The sequence below is a fragment of the Reyranella sp. CPCC 100927 genome, assembly GCF_007859315.1.
In the GTDB taxonomy this organism is placed as follows: Bacteria; Pseudomonadota; Alphaproteobacteria; order Reyranellales; family Reyranellaceae; genus Vineibacter.
Genome location: NZ_VOHA01000002.1, coordinates 491,090 through 508,550, shown reverse-complemented (window position 1 = coordinate 508,550; position 17,461 = coordinate 491,090). Strand labels below are relative to the sequence as shown.

Here is a 17,461-nt window from a genome sequence, read left to right as displayed (position 1 = left end):
TGCGACTTGATGTGCCGCCGCGGGCAAAGCTCAGTCCATCAGCGGGATGCCGGCCCGGGCGACCACCTGCCTCCAGCGGGTGATCTCGCTATCGATGAAGCGCGCAAAGGCGTCCGTGGGGCTGTAGGCAGACTCCGCGCCGGCCGCGTCCAGGCGCTCCTTGACGCTGGGCAGCGCCAGGGCCTTGCCGATTTCCGCGTTGAGCCGGTCGATGATCTTTTTGTCCGTCCCGGCCGGTGCCAGCAGGCCGTACCAGCCGACGACATCCAGGTCGGGCAGGCCTTCCTCGGTGATCGCCGGAATGTCGCTGGCGATGCCGACGCGCTTGGCACTGGTGATCGCCAGCGGCTTCAGGGCGCCGCTGCGCGCGAAACCGAGCGACGACGGGATCGTGTCGAACATGACGTCGACCTGGCCGCTGATGAGGTCGGTCATGGCTGGCGCCGAGCCCTTGTAGGGCACGAATACGAGATCAATGCCCTGAGCCTGCTTGAACAGTTCGACGCTCAGATGCGTGACCGTGCCCATGGTGCCGGCATAGGTCAGTTTCCCGGGCTTGGACTTGGCCAGCGCGACCAGCTCGCGGGCGGAGTTCACGCCCAGCCTGGGATTGGCGACGATCCACAGGGGCGTCGTGGCCACCTGCGCGACAGGCGTGAGATCCCTGATGGTGTCATAGGGCAGCTTTTTCATCATCGTCGCGTGAATCGCGAAGCTGTTGCCCGTCATCACCAGCGTATAGCCGTCAGGTCGCGCATGGGCGACGTGGTCGACGCCGATGATGCCGCTGGCGCCCGGCCGATTGTCGACCACCACCTGCTGGCCCATCTGCACGGTGAGCTGCTGCGCCAGCACGCGGCTGATCGTGTCCAGCGGACCGCCCGGTGGAAACGGCGCCACGATGCGGATGGGACGGGATGGAAAATCTCCGTCCGCCGCCTGACACGGCGGCGCCATCACATGCGCCGCGATCGTCCAGATCGCAAAAAGGGCAATCGCCATTCTTTTCATCAGCGTCCTCCCGGTGATTGTTCGTTCTCCACCAGCCGCCGGACCGTCTCGACGCTCCAGTCATGGCCGGGAAAGCGGAAGAAGTCGGCGGCATGCGGTGCCTGGTGGTCCATCATGTGGACACCATCATGCGTGCGGCAGCCGCGCTCGGCTGCAGCACGCAGCAGCCGTGTCTGGCGCGGCTTCATGATCACATCGGCGACGATGGTGGCCGGCGTCAGACGGTCGACGTCCAGCGGCAGGCGGTCGTCAGGTCGCAGTCCCAGCGGTGTCGCGTTGATGGCGAGATCAACATCCGACGGATCGGGCGCGTCGACACAGCTGATTGGCGGGCCGGCGCCGTGGGACAACCTGTCCCGCAACGAGACGGCGCGATCGCCATCGGTGTCGAACACGCGGATCTCCCGCACCCCGGCATGCGCCAGAGCGAATCCGATGGCGGTGCCAGCGCCGCCGGCGCCGACCAGCAGAACCCGGCGCTGGTCGAGTGCGATGCCGGCTGCCGCCAGTCCGTCGACAAACCCGACGCCGTCGAAGATGTCGCCGGACCAGCTATCGTCCGCTTCGCGACGCATCATGTTGATCGCGCCGATCGCAGCGGCGCGTGCCGACAGGCGATCGACGCAGCGGCATGCTGCCGTCTTGTGCGGCACCGTCACAATGATGCCGTCGACATTACGCATCACCTGAAGCCCGCGTAGCGCCGGCAGCAGATCGGCGGGCGGCACATGGATCGGTATGCACAGCAGATCGATGCCGCGTGCCCCGAAAGCCGCGCTCCAGAAGGCTGGCGCGCGCACCTGCGCGATCGGATCCCCGACAATGGCCAGAAGGCGTGTGGCGCCGTTCGGCATGTTGCCGGGCCGTGACTCGACGCGACTCACCATGATCAGGTCCCGCCTGCGCTCTGCTGAGACCGCCGATCAAGAACAATCAATGCGCGCTTGTAAATTTCAAAAGAATGGATGTGCGCTCTGCGCTCAGGTATGCATAAAAACGCACAACAAGGCAGTTCTCATGTTGACGATGGCAATCCGGCCTCGTCATGATCGCCGCGCTCCATCGTCGTGGTGTGAGATATGAATTCCCTGTCGCTGGCCCATCTGACGATTCTTGATGCAACCCCGCCGGTGTTGATCGCGGCGGCGGCTGACGCGGGTTTTCAATCCGTCGGGTTGCGGCTGGTCGCGCCGTCACCGCTGGATGCGTTCGATTCCATTCTCGGCAGCGAAGCCGCGTTGCGTGAGACCGTGCGCTGCCTGGCGACATCGGGGCTGAGCGTCCTTGATGTCGAGACATTCTGGTTGGAGCCCGACACCGACGTCACCGGCTTCCTGCCGGCCTTCGAGGCGTCGGCCCGTCTGGGGGCTGGCCAGCTGCTGGTGGTCGGCAATGATCCGGACGGCGGTCGGTTGGTCACCAACGTGGCGCGGCTTTGCGAGACCGCGGCGCCCTTCGGCCTGCGGGTGATGCTGGAGTTCATCCCCTATTCGAAGGTGAGGACGCTGGAAGAGGCGGCAGGCGTGATCCGGACGGCCGGCCAGTCCAATGCCGGCGTTCTTGTCGACGCCCTGCATTTAAGCCGGTCCGGCGGCACGCCCGCCGACCTCGCCGGCATGACGCCAGCGATGCTGTCGTACGCCCAGATCTGCGATGCGCCGGCAACGCCGCCAGCGGCCGATCGCCTGCGGGCAGAGGCCAGAGGCGGTCGCCTGTATCCCGGTGAAGGTGCGCTGCCACTGGATGCGCTGCTGAAGGCATTGCCGCCCGATACGCCGTTGAGCGTCGAGGCACCGCATGCCCGGTATCACGGGCGCACGCCGCGGGAGCGCGCACGGCTTGCCTTCACCGCCAGCAGCGCCTGGCTGCGGCGCCACCGGGATCATGCGTGACCGGCTTCAAGGAGTCTGATGTGAGCATCCACGATTCGAGCCGCGCCAAGGAAATGCGCTGCCAGGTGCTGGTGTTCGGCGGCGGGCTGGGCGGCGTCTCGGCAACGCTTGCCGCCGCGGCGCTGGGCGTCGACGTGATCCTGGTCGAAGAACTGGACTGGCTGGGCGGTCAATTGACGGCGCAAGGGGTTCCTCTCGACGAAGGCCCGTGGATCGAGGCCGGAATGCACTCGCGCAGCTACGGCCATTTTCGCCGGCGGCTGCGCGACTACTACCGCGCACACTATCCGCTGACGGGCGAGGCACATCGCACTACCGAATTGAATCCCGGCATGGGCAACGTCGGATCGCTGTGCGTCGAGCCGACCGTGGCCGTTCGCGTCATCGATGATCTGCTGGCCCCCTTTGTCAGCGGTGCCCGGATCCGGGTGCTGCGGCGTCACAGGCTCGTGCGCGCGGTGATTGACCGCGATCGTGTGCTGGGCCTGGAGCTCCTGCGTCTCGAGGACGGCAGCACGCTCTTCGTGGCGGCCGATCTCGTCGTCGATGCCAGCGAGACCGGCGACCTGCTGGCCGCGGCCGAAGTCGAGCATGTGTTCGGCGCCGAAGCGCGGGCGACAACAGGCGAGCCGCACGCGCTGGCGGTCGCCGATCCGTTCGATCAGCAGGCGCTCACCTGGTGCATGGCGTTCGATCATCGGCCGGGCGAGGATCACACCATCGATCGCCCGGACGACTATGCGCTCCATCGCGACCTGCGGATCGACGGCTGGCCGGGAGCCCAGTTCAGCTGGGTGGTCAGCGACCACGTGACTCATCGACCGCTGACGCGTCAGCTCTTCGCGGGTGACACGGACGAGCCCTATGTTTTCGATCTCTGGCATGCGCGCCGCATCGCGTGGCGGCGCCATTTCCTGCCCGGCACGTATGCCAGCGACATCACGGTGGCGAACTGGCCGCAGATGGACTACTGGCGCCGGCCGGCGATCGGCGTGTCGCCGCAGGATGCGGCGGCGGCATTGCGCGAGGCCCGCCAGTTCAGCCTCTCTTTTCTCTACTGGATGCAGACCGAGGCGCCGCGGCATGACGGCGGCATCGGCTATCCCGGTTTGCGTCTGCGCGGCGACGTGCTGGGTACCGCCGATGGTTTGGCCAAGCAGGTCTATTACCGCGAAGGCCGTCGCATCCGGGCCGAGTTCACGGTCCTGGAGCAGCATATCGGCGTGCAGGCGCGGCCGGGCCGCTCGGCGGCGGAACCGTTTCCCGACAGCGTCGGCATCGGGGCCTATCGCATCGACCTGCATCCCAGCACCCGTGGCCGCGACACGGTGGATATCGATGCCTATCCCTTCGAGATTCCGCTCGGCGCCCTGCTGCCGGTGCGGGTCGATAACCTGTTGCCGGCCTGCAAGAACATCGGCACGACGCGCATCACCAGCGGCGCCTACCGGGTCCATCCCGTGGAATGGAGCATCGGCGAGGCCGTGGGCGCACTCGCCGCGGTCGCGCTGCGCCACAACCTGCCGCCGCGCGGCGTGCGCGCCGATGCGGGACGCCTGGCCGACTTTCAATCGACGTTGGCCGATCTCGGCGTACCGCTGCGTTGGCCGGTCTACGGCGCGCTGACGCCCTATACGCGTCGCGGCTATCGGCCGCCGCGGCCGGAAGGGCGCTGACCGGTCTTCCGATGGAGGGAGCGATGGATCGACGGCATATCCTGCGTGCGTCCGCCACGATCGGCATGGTCGGCGCCGCGGCGGCAGTGGCATCGATCGCGGCGGCGCGCAGCAAGCCCGCGACCTTTGTTCTGGTGCACGGTGCGTGGCATGGCGGCTGGTGTTGGGCGCGACTGCGGCCTTTCCTGGAGGTGGCCGGCCATCGGGTGACGGCGCCGACGCTGACCGGACTGGGCGAACGGCGCCACCTGATCTCGCGCGCCGTCACGCTGGATACGCACATCCAGGACGTGCTCGGCCACATCGAGGCCGAGGAACTGTCCGACGTCGTTCTGGTCGGGCACAGCTACGGCGGCTTCGTGGTTTGCGGCGCGGCGGACCGTCGACCGGCGGCGATCACGCAGCTCGTTGTTCTCGATGGCTTCGTGCCGAAGGACGGCGAAGCCGTGCTCGACTACGCCCCGACCGCGGCGGCCTACCGCGAGAACGCCGCCAGCAGCGAAAGCTGGAACATCCCACCATTGCCCGCTAGCGCCTTCGGCGTGTCGGATCCGGCCGACGCCGAGTGGATCAACCGGCGCCTGTCACCGCAACCGGTCGGCACCTACCTGCAGGCACTCAAACTGGCGGGCGGGATCGCGTCAGTCGCGAAGCTGGCCTACATCTCCTGCAGCGCGCCGGCACTGGCCGTTCTCGATGCGACCAAGCAACGCGTCCGCGCCGATCCCCGCTGGCGCTTTGTCGAACTGGCCGAGGGCCATGACGTCATGGTCACGCAGCCGCAGCGCTTGTCGGAAACGCTGCTGAGCTTGCTGGCATAGTTGCCCTGTTCACAGGAGCAGGCTGGACAGCCGGTTGGCGCAATCCTGCATTTTCGGCACGATGTCGCGGACCAGCTGATGCTTCTTCACGCGCGCGATGTGGGAGTTCGCGTTGAGCGATGCAATGGCGCGGCCGGACCGGTTGCGCAGCAGCACGGCGGCGCCGAGAAGTCCCTCCTCGGTCTCCTGATCGTTGACGGCATAGCCGTCCTTGCGGGCCTTCTGCACGGTCGCCAGCAGTTCGCGGCGATCGACGATCGTGTGGCGGGTCATGGCGCGCATGTTCGCTGTGCGCAGCAGGGCGAGAACCTGCTCGTCCGGTTGCATCGACAGCAGCATGCGACCCGACGCGGTGATGAAGGCGGACAGGCGCGTGCCGATCCGCACGGAGGAGGCGATCTGCCGGCCGGCGGCATCGGAGCGCGCGACGAACACCACATCCGTCCCATCCAGCATCGACACCGAGACCGATTCCTGAATGGCGCGCGACAGGTCGTCCAGATGGGGTTGCAGGCGGACGTCCAGGCCCATCGCGGCGAGATAGGAAAACCCCAGCCGCAGCACCTGGCTCGTCAACTCGAACTGCTTGCCGTCCGTCGTGGCGTAGCCGAGGTCCACCAATGTGAGCAGCAATCGGCGTGTCACCGCCCTGTCGAAGCCAGCCCTGGCCGCGGCCTCGGCCACCGTCATGCGCTGGGCATTGGGGCCGAAGGTGGCGATGAGCTGCAGGCCGCGCGCGAAGGCCGAAACGAAAGTAGCGCTGCGTCGCATTCCCGCGCTTTTCGCCATGCTGCTCTCCCGCCGACGCGTGTTGACTCGGTGTACCTGTGATGTCGACAATATCGCACATTCGAGCGCAGTGCGCACACTGGAAATTTGGAAGCGGACATGTTTGACGGGTTCAGGCGGTTGCAGGTACCGGTAGGTGATGCGGTGATCAACGGCGTGATCGGCGGCAGCGGTCCGCCGCTATTGCTGCTGCACGGCTATCCGCAGACCCATGTCGCGTGGCATCGCGTGGCGCCCGCACTGTCACGGATATTCACCGTGGTCGCCACCGACCTGCGTGGCTACGGCGACAGCACGGCGCCGCCGACGGATGCGCAGCACACGCCGTTCTCCAAGCGCGCCATGGCGGCCGATCAGGTCGCGGTCATGCGCCATCTCGGGTTCGATCGTTTTGCCGTCGTTGGGCATGATCGCGGCGGGCGTGTCGGCTATCGCCTGGCACTGGATCATCCGCGCCACGTGAGCGCGTTCGTATCGCTGACCGTCATTCCCACCCACGAGGTCTGGCAGCGGGCCGACAAGGCGTTCGCGCTGGGCGCCTATCACTGGTTCTTGTTCGCGCAGCCCTTCGACCTGCCGGAGCGGCTGGCCGGCGCCGATCCCGATTTCTTCCTGGATTGGACGCTGCGCAAGATGACGCGCGAACGCAGCTTCCTGACGCCCGCGGCGATGGCGGAATATCGCCGCTGCTTCCGGCGGCCGGAGGTGCGTCATGCGATGATGGAGGACTATCGGGCGGCGGCGTCGATCGACGCCGCCATCGATGCGGCTGATGTTGCCGCCGGCCGCAAGCTCGCCTGTCCCGTCCACGTGCTGTGGGAGGCGGCGCGCCACGGCGGCGAGGGCGAAACACCGCTCGAAACCTGGCGACGCTGGACGGACGCGGCGAGCGGAGAGGCGGTCGATGCCGGCCATCTGATGGCCGAGGAGGTTCCCGACGCGGTGCTAGCCGGCATCCTGCCCTTTCTGCGCCAGCATGCGGAGGCGATGTGATGAACCTTTATTTCCACGAGACGCTCGATCCGGTGCGGCAGCCCGGTGCCCATACGCGATACCTCGACGAACTGGGCAAGGTCGTGCGCGCGGAAGGCAACGCCCGCGGTTCGGCCGGCAGCGTGTGCATCGCCGCCTGGGTGCCGGTGTTCCTCACCGGCGCCTGGCCGCAGATCGTCACCTTGTGGGAAATGCCGGGCGGATGGGACGGGTTCGCGCGGCATTTCGACAATACGCCGGCGCTGTTTCACGAACCCCTTGAGCGCTGGTACGGCGAACGCACGGGTGGCTTTGATCGCCTGCTCGTCGGCGCCGACTACACCCCGAACCGGGACGCCTTGATCGCGTCCGGTCGTCGGGCGCCGGTCGTGCTGCAGCAGATCGTCTCCCTGTCGCCCGGGGGTGCCCCGTCTTATCTGCAACAGCTCGGCGACATGAGCCGGGCAATTGACTCCAGCAGCCCCTTCAGCCTGTTGGGTGCCTATGAGGCCGCCCTGCGCAACGGCACCGAGGCGGTGGTCCTCTGGGCCTTTCCCGACATGCGTACCTTGACCCAGGTCCAATCCCGACCGGGCGACTTCCCGGCATTCGCGGCCTGGCTCCATGAGTCGCGCCGGCATGAAACGGCACACACAGGCCTGGTCCTGCGTCCGACGGATTGGTCCTATGTGCGCTGAGATCCAGGTGGTGCGTTCACCTCAGAACGGCGCCGCCACGTCGTCCAGCGGCCAGACGGGGCGGCGCAGCTTGGTGTAGGCGAAGCGCGTGGCGTCGGGCGAGCAGAGCGCGCCGGAATCGACAACGACCACCTCGCCGGCGATCGGCGCGTAGGCGGCGCGGAAATGCTGGATGCTCTTGACCACCAGCACCCGGCAGCGGGTCGGATCGATCCCCTGGCTGAGGAACACCTGCAAATCCGTGGTCTGCAGCCGGTTGGAGATGGTGACCACGTCGACGCCGCCGATGCGCAGCACGGCCGTCGCACCCATCGATCGTGCGACACCTTTGCCCATCGGCCCGTCGTTGATGAAGGCGCCGTTCGACAGCAGCCGGACGGATGCGGTCACGGTCAGCGGCGCACCGAAAGCCGGGTCATGGTGGCCGCCGAGGTCGACCGTGACAGTGTTGCCGACGCCGGCCTTGATGGCGGCCTGCACGGCGGCGGGGTCGAAGATGGTGCCGACAGCGGCGCCCTGGATGCCGGTGTCGATCAGCGCTTTCAGCACCCGGGTCGCATCGCCGTAGGCACCGCCGCCGGGATTGTCGGTGCCGTCGGCGATCACCAGCGGCCCCTTGGCCGCGTCGTGAACCTTGGCCTTGGCGATGGCGTCCTCGACCGTCAACAGGTGCACGGTCTCCTCGGCGCGGCGATCCCAGATTTCCTGGCAGAGCTGGCGGGCGATCTCCTGGGCGCGTTTCTCGGCGCCCGGATCGTAGCTGACGGCGATCGACGGGCCGACATTGGAGATGTCCGACGGCATGAAGCCGGCCTGGACACTCACGACATTGATGCCAGGCTCCTTCTCGAAGGCGTCCGCCTTGGCCAGCAGGTCACGCATGGGGCCCGGCTGTGTCGTGCGGCCGTGATCGGCGCCGACCATGCAGGCCGGCTGCAAAACCAGGCATTGTGCCTTCGTTTTGCCCTCCATCATCGACTGCACCAGGGCCGCTGCCTGCTGCGAGCGCTCGTACTGGTCGATGTGTGGATAGGTACGGTAGCTGATCAACGCGCTGGCCAGGCGTGCCATGCGATCGGTGACGTTGGCATGCAGGTCCAAGGTCATGGTGATCGGCAGATCCGGGCCGACGATGGCCCGGATTGCCTCCAGCAGTTCGCCTTCGGGATCGTCGGATGTCTCGGTCACGGCAGCGCCGTGGCAGGCGAGGCAGATACCGTCGAGCTTGCCCGCGTTGCGCACGGCGCCGACGATGCCGTCGCGGATGGTTTGCCAGGTCTCGGGCGTCAGCTTGCCCGATGGCGTGGCGTTGGCCGCCAGCGCGGGCACCAAGGTCCAGCCATAGGTCTCGGCCGCGTCGAGCAGCCCGCCGATCTCGCTTTTTGTGCCGCGGAAGCGCTCGCCCAGCTCGTTGCCGTAGACCAGCCACGTGCGGCGATAGTCATCCAATGTCGTCGGTAGTTTGCTGAAGGTATTGGTCTCGTGCATGAACTGCGCGATCAGCACTCTGTGGGCCATGTCCTGGCAAACCTTTCAGTCGCGAATAGGGGATGGGTGAAGTATAGTCATGGCAACGATAAAGACATCCGCCAATCGCAGTGCCTGATCGCTGCTTGTGAGCAAAGCATGTCCGGGGAAACACGCTACGCCAAGAGCGGCGACGTCCATATCGCCTACCAGGTGACGGGCGATGGGCCGGTTGACCTCCTGTTCGCGCCGGGCTTCGTTTCGCATGTCGAGCACGCCTGGGAGGAACCGCTCCAGGCGCGTGCCCTGCATGCCCTGGCATCGTTCTCGCGGCTGATTCGCTTCGACAAGCGCGGCACCGGCCTGTCCGACCGCAGCGTCGGCATGCCGACCATGGAAGAGCGGATTGACGACATCCGCGCCGTTCTCGACGCGGCCGGTTCCAAGCGGGCGGTGCTGGGCGGCGTGTCCGAAGGCGGCGCGATGTGCGCCATGTTTGCCGCGACCTATCCGGAACGGGTCAGCGCACTCGTTCTCTACGGCGCCTACGCCCATGCGCCATCGGCCGTCGTATCGCCGGAAACCCGGGCCGCGCTCGAGGCCGCGATCCATCAGAACTGGGGTACCGGCGCGAGCCTGCCGCAATTCTCGCCCACCGTCGGCAACGATCCCGAGATGCGCGCGTGGTGGGCCAAGTTCGAGCGGCTGGCCGCCAGCCCTGCCGCGGTGATCGCCCTGCGACGCATGAATGTCGAGATCGACATCCGCCACATCCTGCCCTCGATTCGCGTGCCGACCCTGATCCTGCATCGCACCGGCGACGTGCGGATCAATGTTTCGGAGGGCCGCTACCTGGCGCGCACGATCCCCGGCGCCAAGCTGGTCGAGCTGCCGGGTGTCGATCACCATTACTGGGTGGGTGAAGCCGGCCGACTGCTCGACGAGGTCAAGGCCTTCCTCGAAGTGACCAGCGAGCCGCTGGAATCCAATCGCGTGCTGTCGACCGTGCTTTTCACCGACATCGTCGATTCGACGGCCAAGGCCTCGCAGCTCGGCGACATCTCGTGGCGCGCGACCTTGGCGGCGCACCACAACGTCGTGCGCTCGCAGCTGCGCCGGTTTCGCGGCCAGGAAGTCAAGACGCTGGGCGACGGTTTCCTCGCCATGTTCGACGGCCCGGCGCGCGCGGTGCGCTGTGCCCAGGCCATCGTCGGCGGCATGAAGTCGCTCGACCTCACCGTGCGCGCGGGGCTGCATACCGGCGAGGTCGAACTGATGGAGCGGGATGTCGGCGGCATCGCCGTGCATGTCGCTGCGCGCATCGCCAATCGCGCTGCCGCCAACCAGATCCTCACGTCCAACACCGTGAAGGATCTTGTCGCCGGCTCCGGCCTGCGGTTCCGGGATCTCGGCGCGACGTCCTTTGACGGCCTGGAAGACCCCGTCCACCTCTACCAAGCCGAGCCGCTGGCGCTGGCGGCCTGATCTGATCGCGAGCGATCCGTCTCCTTCTCCCCACGCAATGGGGGAGGACAGCCGTGCGCTGCGCTGGGGGGTGGTCTGAAAAAGAAGGGTGCGGGCGCAATTGACGCATGGCGGCGGCCGCGGGGAAATGATGGCGAGCTTTCTCTTGGGCCACAGCCAGCGGGAACCGGCGATGACGCAGCCGATCAGGATATGTGAGACGACGGGACTGAAGATCTTCAATACGCGCGCCGCAAAGGCGACCGACAGGATTGTCGGCAAAGGCTATTCGCCCGTCGCGGACGCCGCGCTCACGTCGTTGCCGCAGCCGCCGGTCGGCGCCGTCTTCGATGCCGAGGAGCAGGCGAAATATCGCGCCTACAAGGAAGCGCGGCGCGACGCGGCCGACTACATGGCGATGGAGGGCACGTTCGCCCGCTATCTCGATGACGTCTATTCGGCGCCACCGGTACCGCGCGATGCCCTGACCGACTCCTGCGAGATCCTCGTCGTCGGTGCCGGCTTCGGCGGGCTGCTGCTCTGGCACAAACTGCGCGACGCCGGCTTCAATGATGTCCGCTTCTGCGAGAAGGGAGGCGACGTCGGCGGCACCTGGTACTGGAACCGGTATCCCGGCATCGCGTGCGATGTCGAAGCCTACAGCTACCTGCCCCTGCTGGAGGACATGAACTACTACCCGACGATGAAGTTCGCGTCGGGCTTCGAGATCCTCGAATACTGCCAGATGATGGCCCAGCGGTCCGGCTTCTATGATCGCTGCCTGTTCCATACCACGGTGACACAGACGGCATGGGATGAAGCAACCAGACGGTGGACGGTGCACACCGATCGCGGCGATGCCATGCGGGCACGCTGCGTCGTGTTGGCCAACGGGATTCTGACGACGCCAAAGCTGGCCCGCATCGATGGCATGGAGACGTTCAAAGGCGAGTCCTTCCACACCTCGCGCTGGAACTATCACATCGACCTGACAGGAAAGCGCGTAGGCATCATCGGCACCGGTGCCACCGCGGTCCAGGTGATTCCCGAGATCGCCAAGGTCGTGAAGACACTGCATGTGTTCCAGCGCACGCCATCGACGATCGACGTGCGCGACCAGCGCGCCACGACACCGGAAGAGATCGCGCAATGGTCGAAGGAACCGGGCTGGGCCACGGCGCGTCGCGAACGGCTGGCGGTGATCTCATCAGGCCGCACGGCGCTGCAGGCCAACGATGATTTTCTGTCCGGCCGGGTCGACGTCTTCAAGCCGACCAGGAAGCACGAGCGTCAGCTCTCATCGGAAGAGCTGATGGCCAAGCAGCTCAACACCAATTTCCGTATCATGGAGCAGATCCGCGCGCGCGTCGACGCCATCGTCAAGAATCCGAAGACGGCCGCGGCGCTGAAGCCATACTACCCCTACGGCTGCAAGCGACCGACCTTCCACGACGAGTTCCTGCCGACGTTCAACCTGCCGCATGTCACTCTGGTCGATACCGCGCCCGGCGGTGTGGGCCGGATCAACGAACGCGGTGTCGTGCACGACGGTGTCGAGTATCCGCTGGACGTGTTGATCTACGCCACCGGCTTTCAATGGATGGCGACGTCGACCTTCAACATGACCCGTGGCCGTGGTGGTCGGGTTCTGCGCGAGAAGTGGCACGACGAAGGCGTGCGGACATTCCTTGGCCTGCACAGCCAGGGTTTTCCCAATCTGTTCATCATGTCGGGGCCGCAGGGCGGCGGTGGCCAGTTCAACTTCACGCGCGGTCTTGAGGCCCACACCGACTATGTGGTGTGGATGCTCAAGACGATGCGCGAACGCAACGCGGCCGTGGTCGATATCACCAAGGACAGCGAAATGGCCTACGCCGCCCACTGCCGTGACGCCGATATCCGCACGGCAGCCTTCCGCGACTGCTTCTCCTACTATAACGGCGAGGGCAAGGCCGAGCCTGGCAGCCTCGCCTACTATGGTGGGCCTGACCAGTGGCACAAGCTGCGCAAGGCCGCCCAGGAGTCGCTGGAGCCCTATGTCTTCGAGCCGCCCCGTGCGTGAACCGGCGGTGGCCGCTCTACCGGCAGCCTCGATGACCGGTCCCGGTCATCGCCTACCGCGGCCGTCCCTGTTCGCCGAGGTCCCAGAACAGGCCCGTCATCAGGCGCAAGGCTTCGCGTGCGACAGGCGCCAGCAGGTGCTCGTTGGGGGCGTGCTGGCTGCATGAGGCGTAGGAGTGGGGCACCCACACCGTGGGCATGCCCAGGATGTCGGTGAACACCTCGTTGGGCAGCGAGCCGCCGAGATTGGGGATGACGTCGGGCTTGCGGCCGGTCGTGCGTTCGATCGACGCCACGGCCCACTTGGCCCACGGATCGTCGGGATCCAGCCGCGTGGCGTTCATGATCACTTCGCGTGCCGGCGCCACCACGACATTGCCGAAGCCGTGCTTGTCGAGATGACGGCGCAACGCCGGCAGGATGTCGTTGGGATCGGTGCCGACGACGAAGCGCAGCTGGCAATGGGCGATGGCGCTGGGTGGGATGGCGTTCACCGGCTTGTCGGGATTGCCGGTCTTGAAGGCCAGCACCTCGAAGCTGTTCCAGCCGAACACGCGCTCGGGCGGCGTCAGCGATTCCTCGCCCCAGTCGGTGTCGATCTGCGGGCCATCGGGGCCGCCGTCGATCGTGAGGCCGGCGAGCGCCATGCGCACCGAATTGGTCAGGGTCTTGGGCCGCCATTCCGGCACCTGGATCTGGCCGCGGACATCAGCGATGCAGGCGATGGCGTGCGCCAGGATCAGGCCGGGATTGGCCAGCAAGCCGCCCCAGTTGCCCGAGTGATGGCCGCCGGCGCGCAGGTCCAGCGACAGCGTGAAGTTCATGGCACCGCGCGTGCCGCCGAAGATCGCCGGGCGCGTCGGCTCCAGCCGCGGTCCGTCCGAGCCGATCAGCGCATCGGCCTTCAGCTTGTCCTTGTGCTGCCGGCAGAACTCCGCCAGGCCGGGTGAACCGGTTTCCTCGCCGGTCTCGATCAGGATCGTCGAATTGAAGCCGAGCTTGCCGCGCTCGCGCAGCACGGCATCCAGCGCCGCGATGTTGATCGAGTGCTGGCCCTTGTTGTCGGCCGTGCCGCGGCCATAGATGCGCCCGTCTTCGACCACGATGGTCCACGGCGACAGGCCGCTGCGCCACTGCTCGTCCTGGCCGCGCACGACATCGCCGTGCCCGTAGGTCAGCACCGTGGGCGTCGCCGGATCCTCCGTACGGCGCGCGATCAGGAAGGGCCCGTACTCCGGGCGCGGATTGTCGATGATCTCGCAGGCATAGCCCAGCCGCGCCAGGCTCGGCGACATCTCGTCGGCGAGATAGGCCCGCAAGGCCGGCATCGAGTCGGTCTCCTGGCTGGTCGTGGGAATCGCCACGCGCCGTTGCAAGTCGACGAGGAACCCGCCGTCATCGAAATACGATTCGATGCGCCCGATGGCGCCGTCACGAGAACCGGTCATGGATGTCCGCTCCACTGCTGTCACTGGCCGCGACCCTACCTCAAATCGCCCGGGATGTTCAGGATACCGTTGCCGTGGCGCGGCGGGGCTCGATCAACCCGTCGGCGAGCAGGGTGTTGTACAAGGTCTCGGCAATCCGGTGCGCGCCGGGCGTATCGGAATGAACGCAGATGGTGTCGGCGCGCACGGCGATATCCTTGCCACCGGTGGAGCGCGTCAGGCCCTCCCGGATCGCCCGCCGGCCGCGGTTGACGGCCTCCTGCGGATCCACGGGATCATGCTCCTGGGTGATGATCAGGCTGCCGTCATCGGCATAGTCGAGGTCGACATAGTATTCGGCGATGAAGCGATGGCCGCGCGCGACATAGACGCGTTCATGCTCGGTGTTGATCATGCCCAGCAGCGCCACCTTGAAGATGTCGGCGGCATCGCAGATGGCATGCGCGATCTCGGGATTGCGTGCCGCCATGCCGTACAGGGACCCGTGCGGCTTGATGTGGAACAGCGACATGCCCTCGGCGTCGAGAAATCCTTTCAACGCGCCGATCTGGTAGATCAGGCAGTTGGCCAGCTCTTCGCGGCCGATCCGCATCTCGCGCCGGCCGAACCCCTGCCGGTCCGGCAAGGACGGATGGGCACCCACCGCCACGCCGTTTGCCTTGGCGAGCCGCACCGTGGCGCGCATGTGGTTGAAGTCGGACGCGTGGAAGCCGCAGGCGACGTTGGCGACATGGATCGCCGGCATGATCCGGCGGTCATCACCCAGCCGCCAGATTCCGTAGCTTTCGCCCATATCGCAATTCAGCAACGTCATGTCGGTCCTCGTGGGGCCCGCGGTTGTCCGAAGCCCGAATCCTGACGAGTCCACGGACTGTTGTAAATTGCAGGAGTGGCAGGGGCGTGGGCGCGGATCAGCCGCTGGTGTCGTCGCTTTCGCGGGGATGACAGTGAGAGCGACGATGGAAATCCTGGGAGCGCGAGCGTCTCGCCCGCTCATGTCATGCCAGGCGGAAGCCTCGGTTTCAGCTTGAGCGGGCGGGACGCCCGCGCTCCCAGGAAGTCGCTCTAGCGGTCGGGCTTGATGTTCCTGGCGCGGATCAGGTCACCCCATTTCCGGGCCTCGGACGCGATGAAGGCATCGAAGGCGGCGGGTGTCGATCCGGTCGGCTCGATGCCGAAGTCCATCAGCCGTTCGCTGACGTCCTGGCGCGCGACGATCGCGGCGATGGTCTTCGAATAGGTATCCACGGTAGCAGCGGCCGTGCCGGCCGGCGCCAGGACGCCGAGGAAGCTGTCGGCGATCAGGCCCGGCGCGACGGTCTCGTGGACGGTGGGGACGTCCGGTGCCCGCGGCCAGCGCTTTTCGCTGACGATCGCCAATGCCCGCAGCTTGCCGCTGCTGCCGTGCTGTGCCCAGGTCTGCATGGTGTTGATGAACAGCGAGATGTCGCCGTTGAACAGATCGATCAGGGCGGCCTCTGACCCCTTGTAGACGACATGGGTCATGTCGATGCCGAGCGTCTGGCACAACAGTTCACCCACGAGGTGCGCGCCGGATCCCACACCGGAGGATGCATATGTCACCTTGCCGGGGTGCTTCTTGGCGTAGGCCACCAGCTCCTGCAGGGTCGTGAATGGCGCCTTGGCCGAGGCGAAGATCACCGGACCGGTCTTGCCGATCAGGGAGACGCCCACGAGATCCTTGAAGGGATCATAGGCCATCTTGGCATGCATGCTCGGATTGATGGCGTGCGCGGCTGCCACCAGCAGCAAGGTCTTGCCGTCCGGCCGTGACTTGGCGACGAAGTCCGAACCGATCATGCCGTTCGCGCCCGGCTTGTTCAGCACGATCACGGTCTCGTTGAGGCTCTTGCCGATGCCATCAGCCAAAGTGCGGCTCACGATATCGGTGACGCCGCCGGGCGGGTATGGCGACACGAACTGGATCTGTGCGATGGCCGCTGTGTTCGCTGCCACAAACCCGATGGCCGCCGCAGCGGCGGCAAGAGTGAACTTGATCGAAGCGTAGACCGTACGACGCATTGCGCTCCCCCCAACATGGCGGGCGCCATTGGCGAGCGCAGCCGCGCTGGTGTCCAGTCGGCGCTTCGGTGCGTGACCTTAAACGTTGTGATTATTCCGGCGGGCGAACCGTCGCCGCTTCGTTGTCGGCTGTGTCCGCCGTTTTGCGACGCACTCGGCCAGCAGGCACATCAGCTCCCACATCATGGTGACGCCGACCAGTGCGGTATTGCCGCTGGGATCGAACGGCGGCGAGACCTCAACCACGTCGGCACCCACCAGGTCCAGTCCGCGCAGGCCGCGGATCATGCGCTGCGCCTCGTGCGTGGAGTAGCCGCCGACCTCCGGCGTGCCGGTACCGGGCGCGAACACGGGATCGAGGCCGTCAACGTCGAAGCTGACATAGGTGGCGCCGTCGCCCACCACACGGCGCGCCTCTTCGATCACCTTGTCGACGCCGAGGTCGAAATACTCCTCGATGGTGATGACCCGGATGCCCTGGTCGTAGGCCCAGGCCATGTCGGCATTGCCGTAGAGCGAGCCGCGGATGCCGATCTGCACGATGCGCTTGGGATCGAGCAGGCCTTCCTCGATGGCGCGGCGGAAGGGCGTGCCGTGGGTGTATTTGTAGCCGCCGAAATAGGTATCCCAGGTGTCGCTGTGGGCGTCGAAATGCACCATGCCCAGCGGCCGCTTGCGGGCGATGGCGCGCAGGATCGGCAGGGTGACGAGATGGTCACCGCCCGCCGACAGCGGCACGACGCCTGCTTTGTGCAGCTTGGCGTAGAACGCCTCGATGCGCGTCAGGCTGTCGTCGACACTGGCCGGATTGACGGGCGTGTCGCCCAGATCGCCGATGCGCGCCAGCGTGTAGGGTTCGATGTTGCTGACATGGTGGACGCGGCGCATCAGGGTCGACATGTCGCGCATCTGGCGGGGACCGTGGCGGGCGCCGGGCCGATTGGTGGTGCCGCCGTCCCACGGCACGCCGACCAGGCCGATGTCGACCTCGGCCGGATCGGTGAAGGCGGGCAGACGCATGAAGGTGGCGATGCCGCCAAAGCGCGGCACCACCATGCCCGATTGCGGCTTGGGAAAGGAACGGGGGTCGCTCATGAGGGGGCTCCGCACCGTTGGTTG

Annotated in this window: 15 protein-coding genes; 7 read left to right on the top strand and 8 right to left on the bottom strand. The window is 66.5% G+C overall.

The features are described from left to right. Positions 1-30: 30 nt before the first annotated feature. Together FQU96_RS08450 and FQU96_RS08445 are read right to left on the bottom strand one after the other, a co-directional pair. Positions 31-1,011, bottom strand: coding sequence for a tripartite tricarboxylate transporter substrate binding protein (locus FQU96_RS08450; RefSeq protein WP_146540421.1), 981 nt, complete (start codon positions 1,009-1,011; stop codon positions 31-33). Continuing rightward, complete coding sequence (locus FQU96_RS08445) at positions 1,011-1,898, bottom strand: shikimate dehydrogenase (RefSeq protein ID WP_146540420.1); 888 nt, start codon at positions 1,896-1,898, stop codon at positions 1,011-1,013. The genes FQU96_RS08450 and FQU96_RS08445 overlap by 1 nt, the downstream gene beginning before the upstream one ends. A gap of 192 nt (positions 1,899-2,090) precedes the next feature. On the opposite strand from FQU96_RS08445, the gene FQU96_RS08440 reads away from it, so the two are divergent. The 3 genes from FQU96_RS08440 to FQU96_RS08430 are packed head-to-tail and all read left to right on the top strand — an operon-like array spanning position 2,091 to position 5,400. Further along, positions 2,091-2,903 carry a sugar phosphate isomerase/epimerase gene (locus FQU96_RS08440; protein ID WP_146540419.1) on the top strand — a complete coding sequence of 271 codons (813 nt, stop codon included), beginning with the start codon at positions 2,091-2,093 and terminating at the stop codon, positions 2,901-2,903. A gap of 20 nt (positions 2,904-2,923) precedes the next feature. Continuing rightward, complete coding sequence (locus tag FQU96_RS08435) at positions 2,924-4,579, top strand: FAD-dependent oxidoreductase (RefSeq protein WP_218574651.1); 1,656 nt, start codon at positions 2,924-2,926, stop codon at positions 4,577-4,579. A gap of 23 nt (positions 4,580-4,602) precedes the next feature. Beyond that, on the top strand, positions 4,603-5,400 hold the full coding sequence (locus tag FQU96_RS08430) for an alpha/beta fold hydrolase (protein WP_255467902.1): 798 nt from the start codon (positions 4,603-4,605) through the stop codon (positions 5,398-5,400). Between the two features lie 9 nt (positions 5,401-5,409). On the opposite strand, the gene FQU96_RS08425 is transcribed toward FQU96_RS08430, so the two are convergent. Then, positions 5,410-6,189: an IclR family transcriptional regulator C-terminal domain-containing protein gene (locus FQU96_RS08425; RefSeq protein WP_146540418.1), complete on the bottom strand. Its 780-nt coding sequence runs from the start codon at positions 6,187-6,189 to the stop codon at positions 5,410-5,412. Between the two features lie 99 nt (positions 6,190-6,288). On the opposite strand from FQU96_RS08425, the gene FQU96_RS08420 reads away from it, so the two are divergent. Further along, positions 6,289-7,182: an alpha/beta fold hydrolase gene (locus FQU96_RS08420; RefSeq protein ID WP_146540417.1), complete on the top strand. Its 894-nt coding sequence runs from the start codon at positions 6,289-6,291 to the stop codon at positions 7,180-7,182. Then, a complete protein-coding gene (locus FQU96_RS08415) occupies positions 7,182-7,859 on the top strand; it encodes a hypothetical protein (RefSeq protein ID WP_146540416.1) in 678 nt (225 codons plus the stop codon). Before FQU96_RS08420 ends, FQU96_RS08415 begins: the two co-directional genes overlap by 1 nt. 21 nt (positions 7,860-7,880) lie before the next feature. On the opposite strand, the gene FQU96_RS08410 is transcribed toward FQU96_RS08415, so the two are convergent. Further along, positions 7,881-9,377, bottom strand: coding sequence for a M81 family metallopeptidase (locus tag FQU96_RS08410; protein ID WP_146540415.1), 1,497 nt, complete (start codon positions 9,375-9,377; stop codon positions 7,881-7,883). Positions 9,378-9,485: 108 nt separating this feature from the next. Here FQU96_RS08410 and FQU96_RS08405 point away from each other — a divergent pair, with 108 nt between their 5' ends. Both FQU96_RS08405 and FQU96_RS08400 read left to right on the top strand, forming a co-directional pair. Continuing rightward, entirely contained in the window at positions 9,486-10,811 is a 1,326-nt protein-coding gene (locus tag FQU96_RS08405) for an adenylate/guanylate cyclase domain-containing protein (protein WP_146540414.1), read from the top strand. A gap of 172 nt (positions 10,812-10,983) precedes the next feature. Then, positions 10,984-12,852 carry an NAD(P)/FAD-dependent oxidoreductase gene (locus FQU96_RS08400; RefSeq protein WP_178130389.1) on the top strand — a complete coding sequence of 623 codons (1,869 nt, stop codon included), beginning with the start codon at positions 10,984-10,986 and terminating at the stop codon, positions 12,850-12,852. A 52-nt stretch (positions 12,853-12,904) separates the two neighbouring features. On the opposite strand, the gene FQU96_RS08395 is transcribed toward FQU96_RS08400, so the two are convergent. The 4 genes from FQU96_RS08395 to speB all read right to left on the bottom strand — a co-directional run bounded on the left by FQU96_RS08395 (position 12,905) and on the right by speB (position 17,437). Further along, positions 12,905-14,299, bottom strand: coding sequence for a M20 family metallopeptidase (locus FQU96_RS08395; RefSeq protein WP_146540412.1), 1,395 nt, complete (start codon positions 14,297-14,299; stop codon positions 12,905-12,907). A 58-nt stretch (positions 14,300-14,357) separates the two neighbouring features. Further along, a complete protein-coding gene (gene pxpA, locus FQU96_RS08390; protein WP_146540411.1) occupies positions 14,358-15,113 on the bottom strand; it encodes a 5-oxoprolinase subunit PxpA in 756 nt (251 codons plus the stop codon). Between the two features lie 251 nt (positions 15,114-15,364). Continuing rightward, positions 15,365-16,342, bottom strand: coding sequence for a tripartite tricarboxylate transporter substrate binding protein (locus FQU96_RS08385; protein ID WP_146540410.1), 978 nt, complete (start codon positions 16,340-16,342; stop codon positions 15,365-15,367). A 78-nt stretch (positions 16,343-16,420) separates the two neighbouring features. Beyond that, complete coding sequence (speB, locus tag FQU96_RS08380; RefSeq protein WP_146540409.1) at positions 16,421-17,437, bottom strand: agmatinase; 1,017 nt, start codon at positions 17,435-17,437, stop codon at positions 16,421-16,423. Positions 17,438-17,461 lie beyond the last annotated feature (24 nt).

Coding starts and splice junctions, on each gene's coding strand:
- FQU96_RS08415 (WP_146540416.1), top strand. CDS start 7,182: ATGAACCTTTATTTCCACGAGACGCTCGATCCGGTGCGGCAGCCCGGT.
- FQU96_RS08410 (WP_146540415.1), bottom strand. CDS start 9,377: ATGGCCCACAGAGTGCTGATCGCGCAGTTCATGCACGAGACCAATACC.
- FQU96_RS08440 (WP_146540419.1), top strand. CDS start 2,091: ATGAATTCCCTGTCGCTGGCCCATCTGACGATTCTTGATGCAACCCCG.
- FQU96_RS08405 (WP_146540414.1), top strand. CDS start 9,486: ATGTCCGGGGAAACACGCTACGCCAAGAGCGGCGACGTCCATATCGCC.
- FQU96_RS08400 (WP_178130389.1), top strand. CDS start 10,984: ATGACGCAGCCGATCAGGATATGTGAGACGACGGGACTGAAGATCTTC.
- speB (WP_146540409.1), bottom strand. CDS start 17,437: ATGAGCGACCCCCGTTCCTTTCCCAAGCCGCAATCGGGCATGGTGGTG.
- FQU96_RS08450 (WP_146540421.1), bottom strand. CDS start 1,011: ATGAAAAGAATGGCGATTGCCCTTTTTGCGATCTGGACGATCGCGGCG.
- pxpA (WP_146540411.1), bottom strand. CDS start 15,113: ATGACGTTGCTGAATTGCGATATGGGCGAAAGCTACGGAATCTGGCGG.
- FQU96_RS08395 (WP_146540412.1), bottom strand. CDS start 14,299: ATGACCGGTTCTCGTGACGGCGCCATCGGGCGCATCGAATCGTATTTC.
- FQU96_RS08445 (WP_146540420.1), bottom strand. CDS start 1,898: ATGGTGAGTCGCGTCGAGTCACGGCCCGGCAACATGCCGAACGGCGCC.
- FQU96_RS08385 (WP_146540410.1), bottom strand. CDS start 16,342: ATGCGTCGTACGGTCTACGCTTCGATCAAGTTCACTCTTGCCGCCGCT.
- FQU96_RS08425 (WP_146540418.1), bottom strand. CDS start 6,189: ATGGCGAAAAGCGCGGGAATGCGACGCAGCGCTACTTTCGTTTCGGCC.
- FQU96_RS08430 (WP_255467902.1), top strand. CDS start 4,603: ATGGATCGACGGCATATCCTGCGTGCGTCCGCCACGATCGGCATGGTC.
- FQU96_RS08420 (WP_146540417.1), top strand. CDS start 6,289: ATGTTTGACGGGTTCAGGCGGTTGCAGGTACCGGTAGGTGATGCGGTG.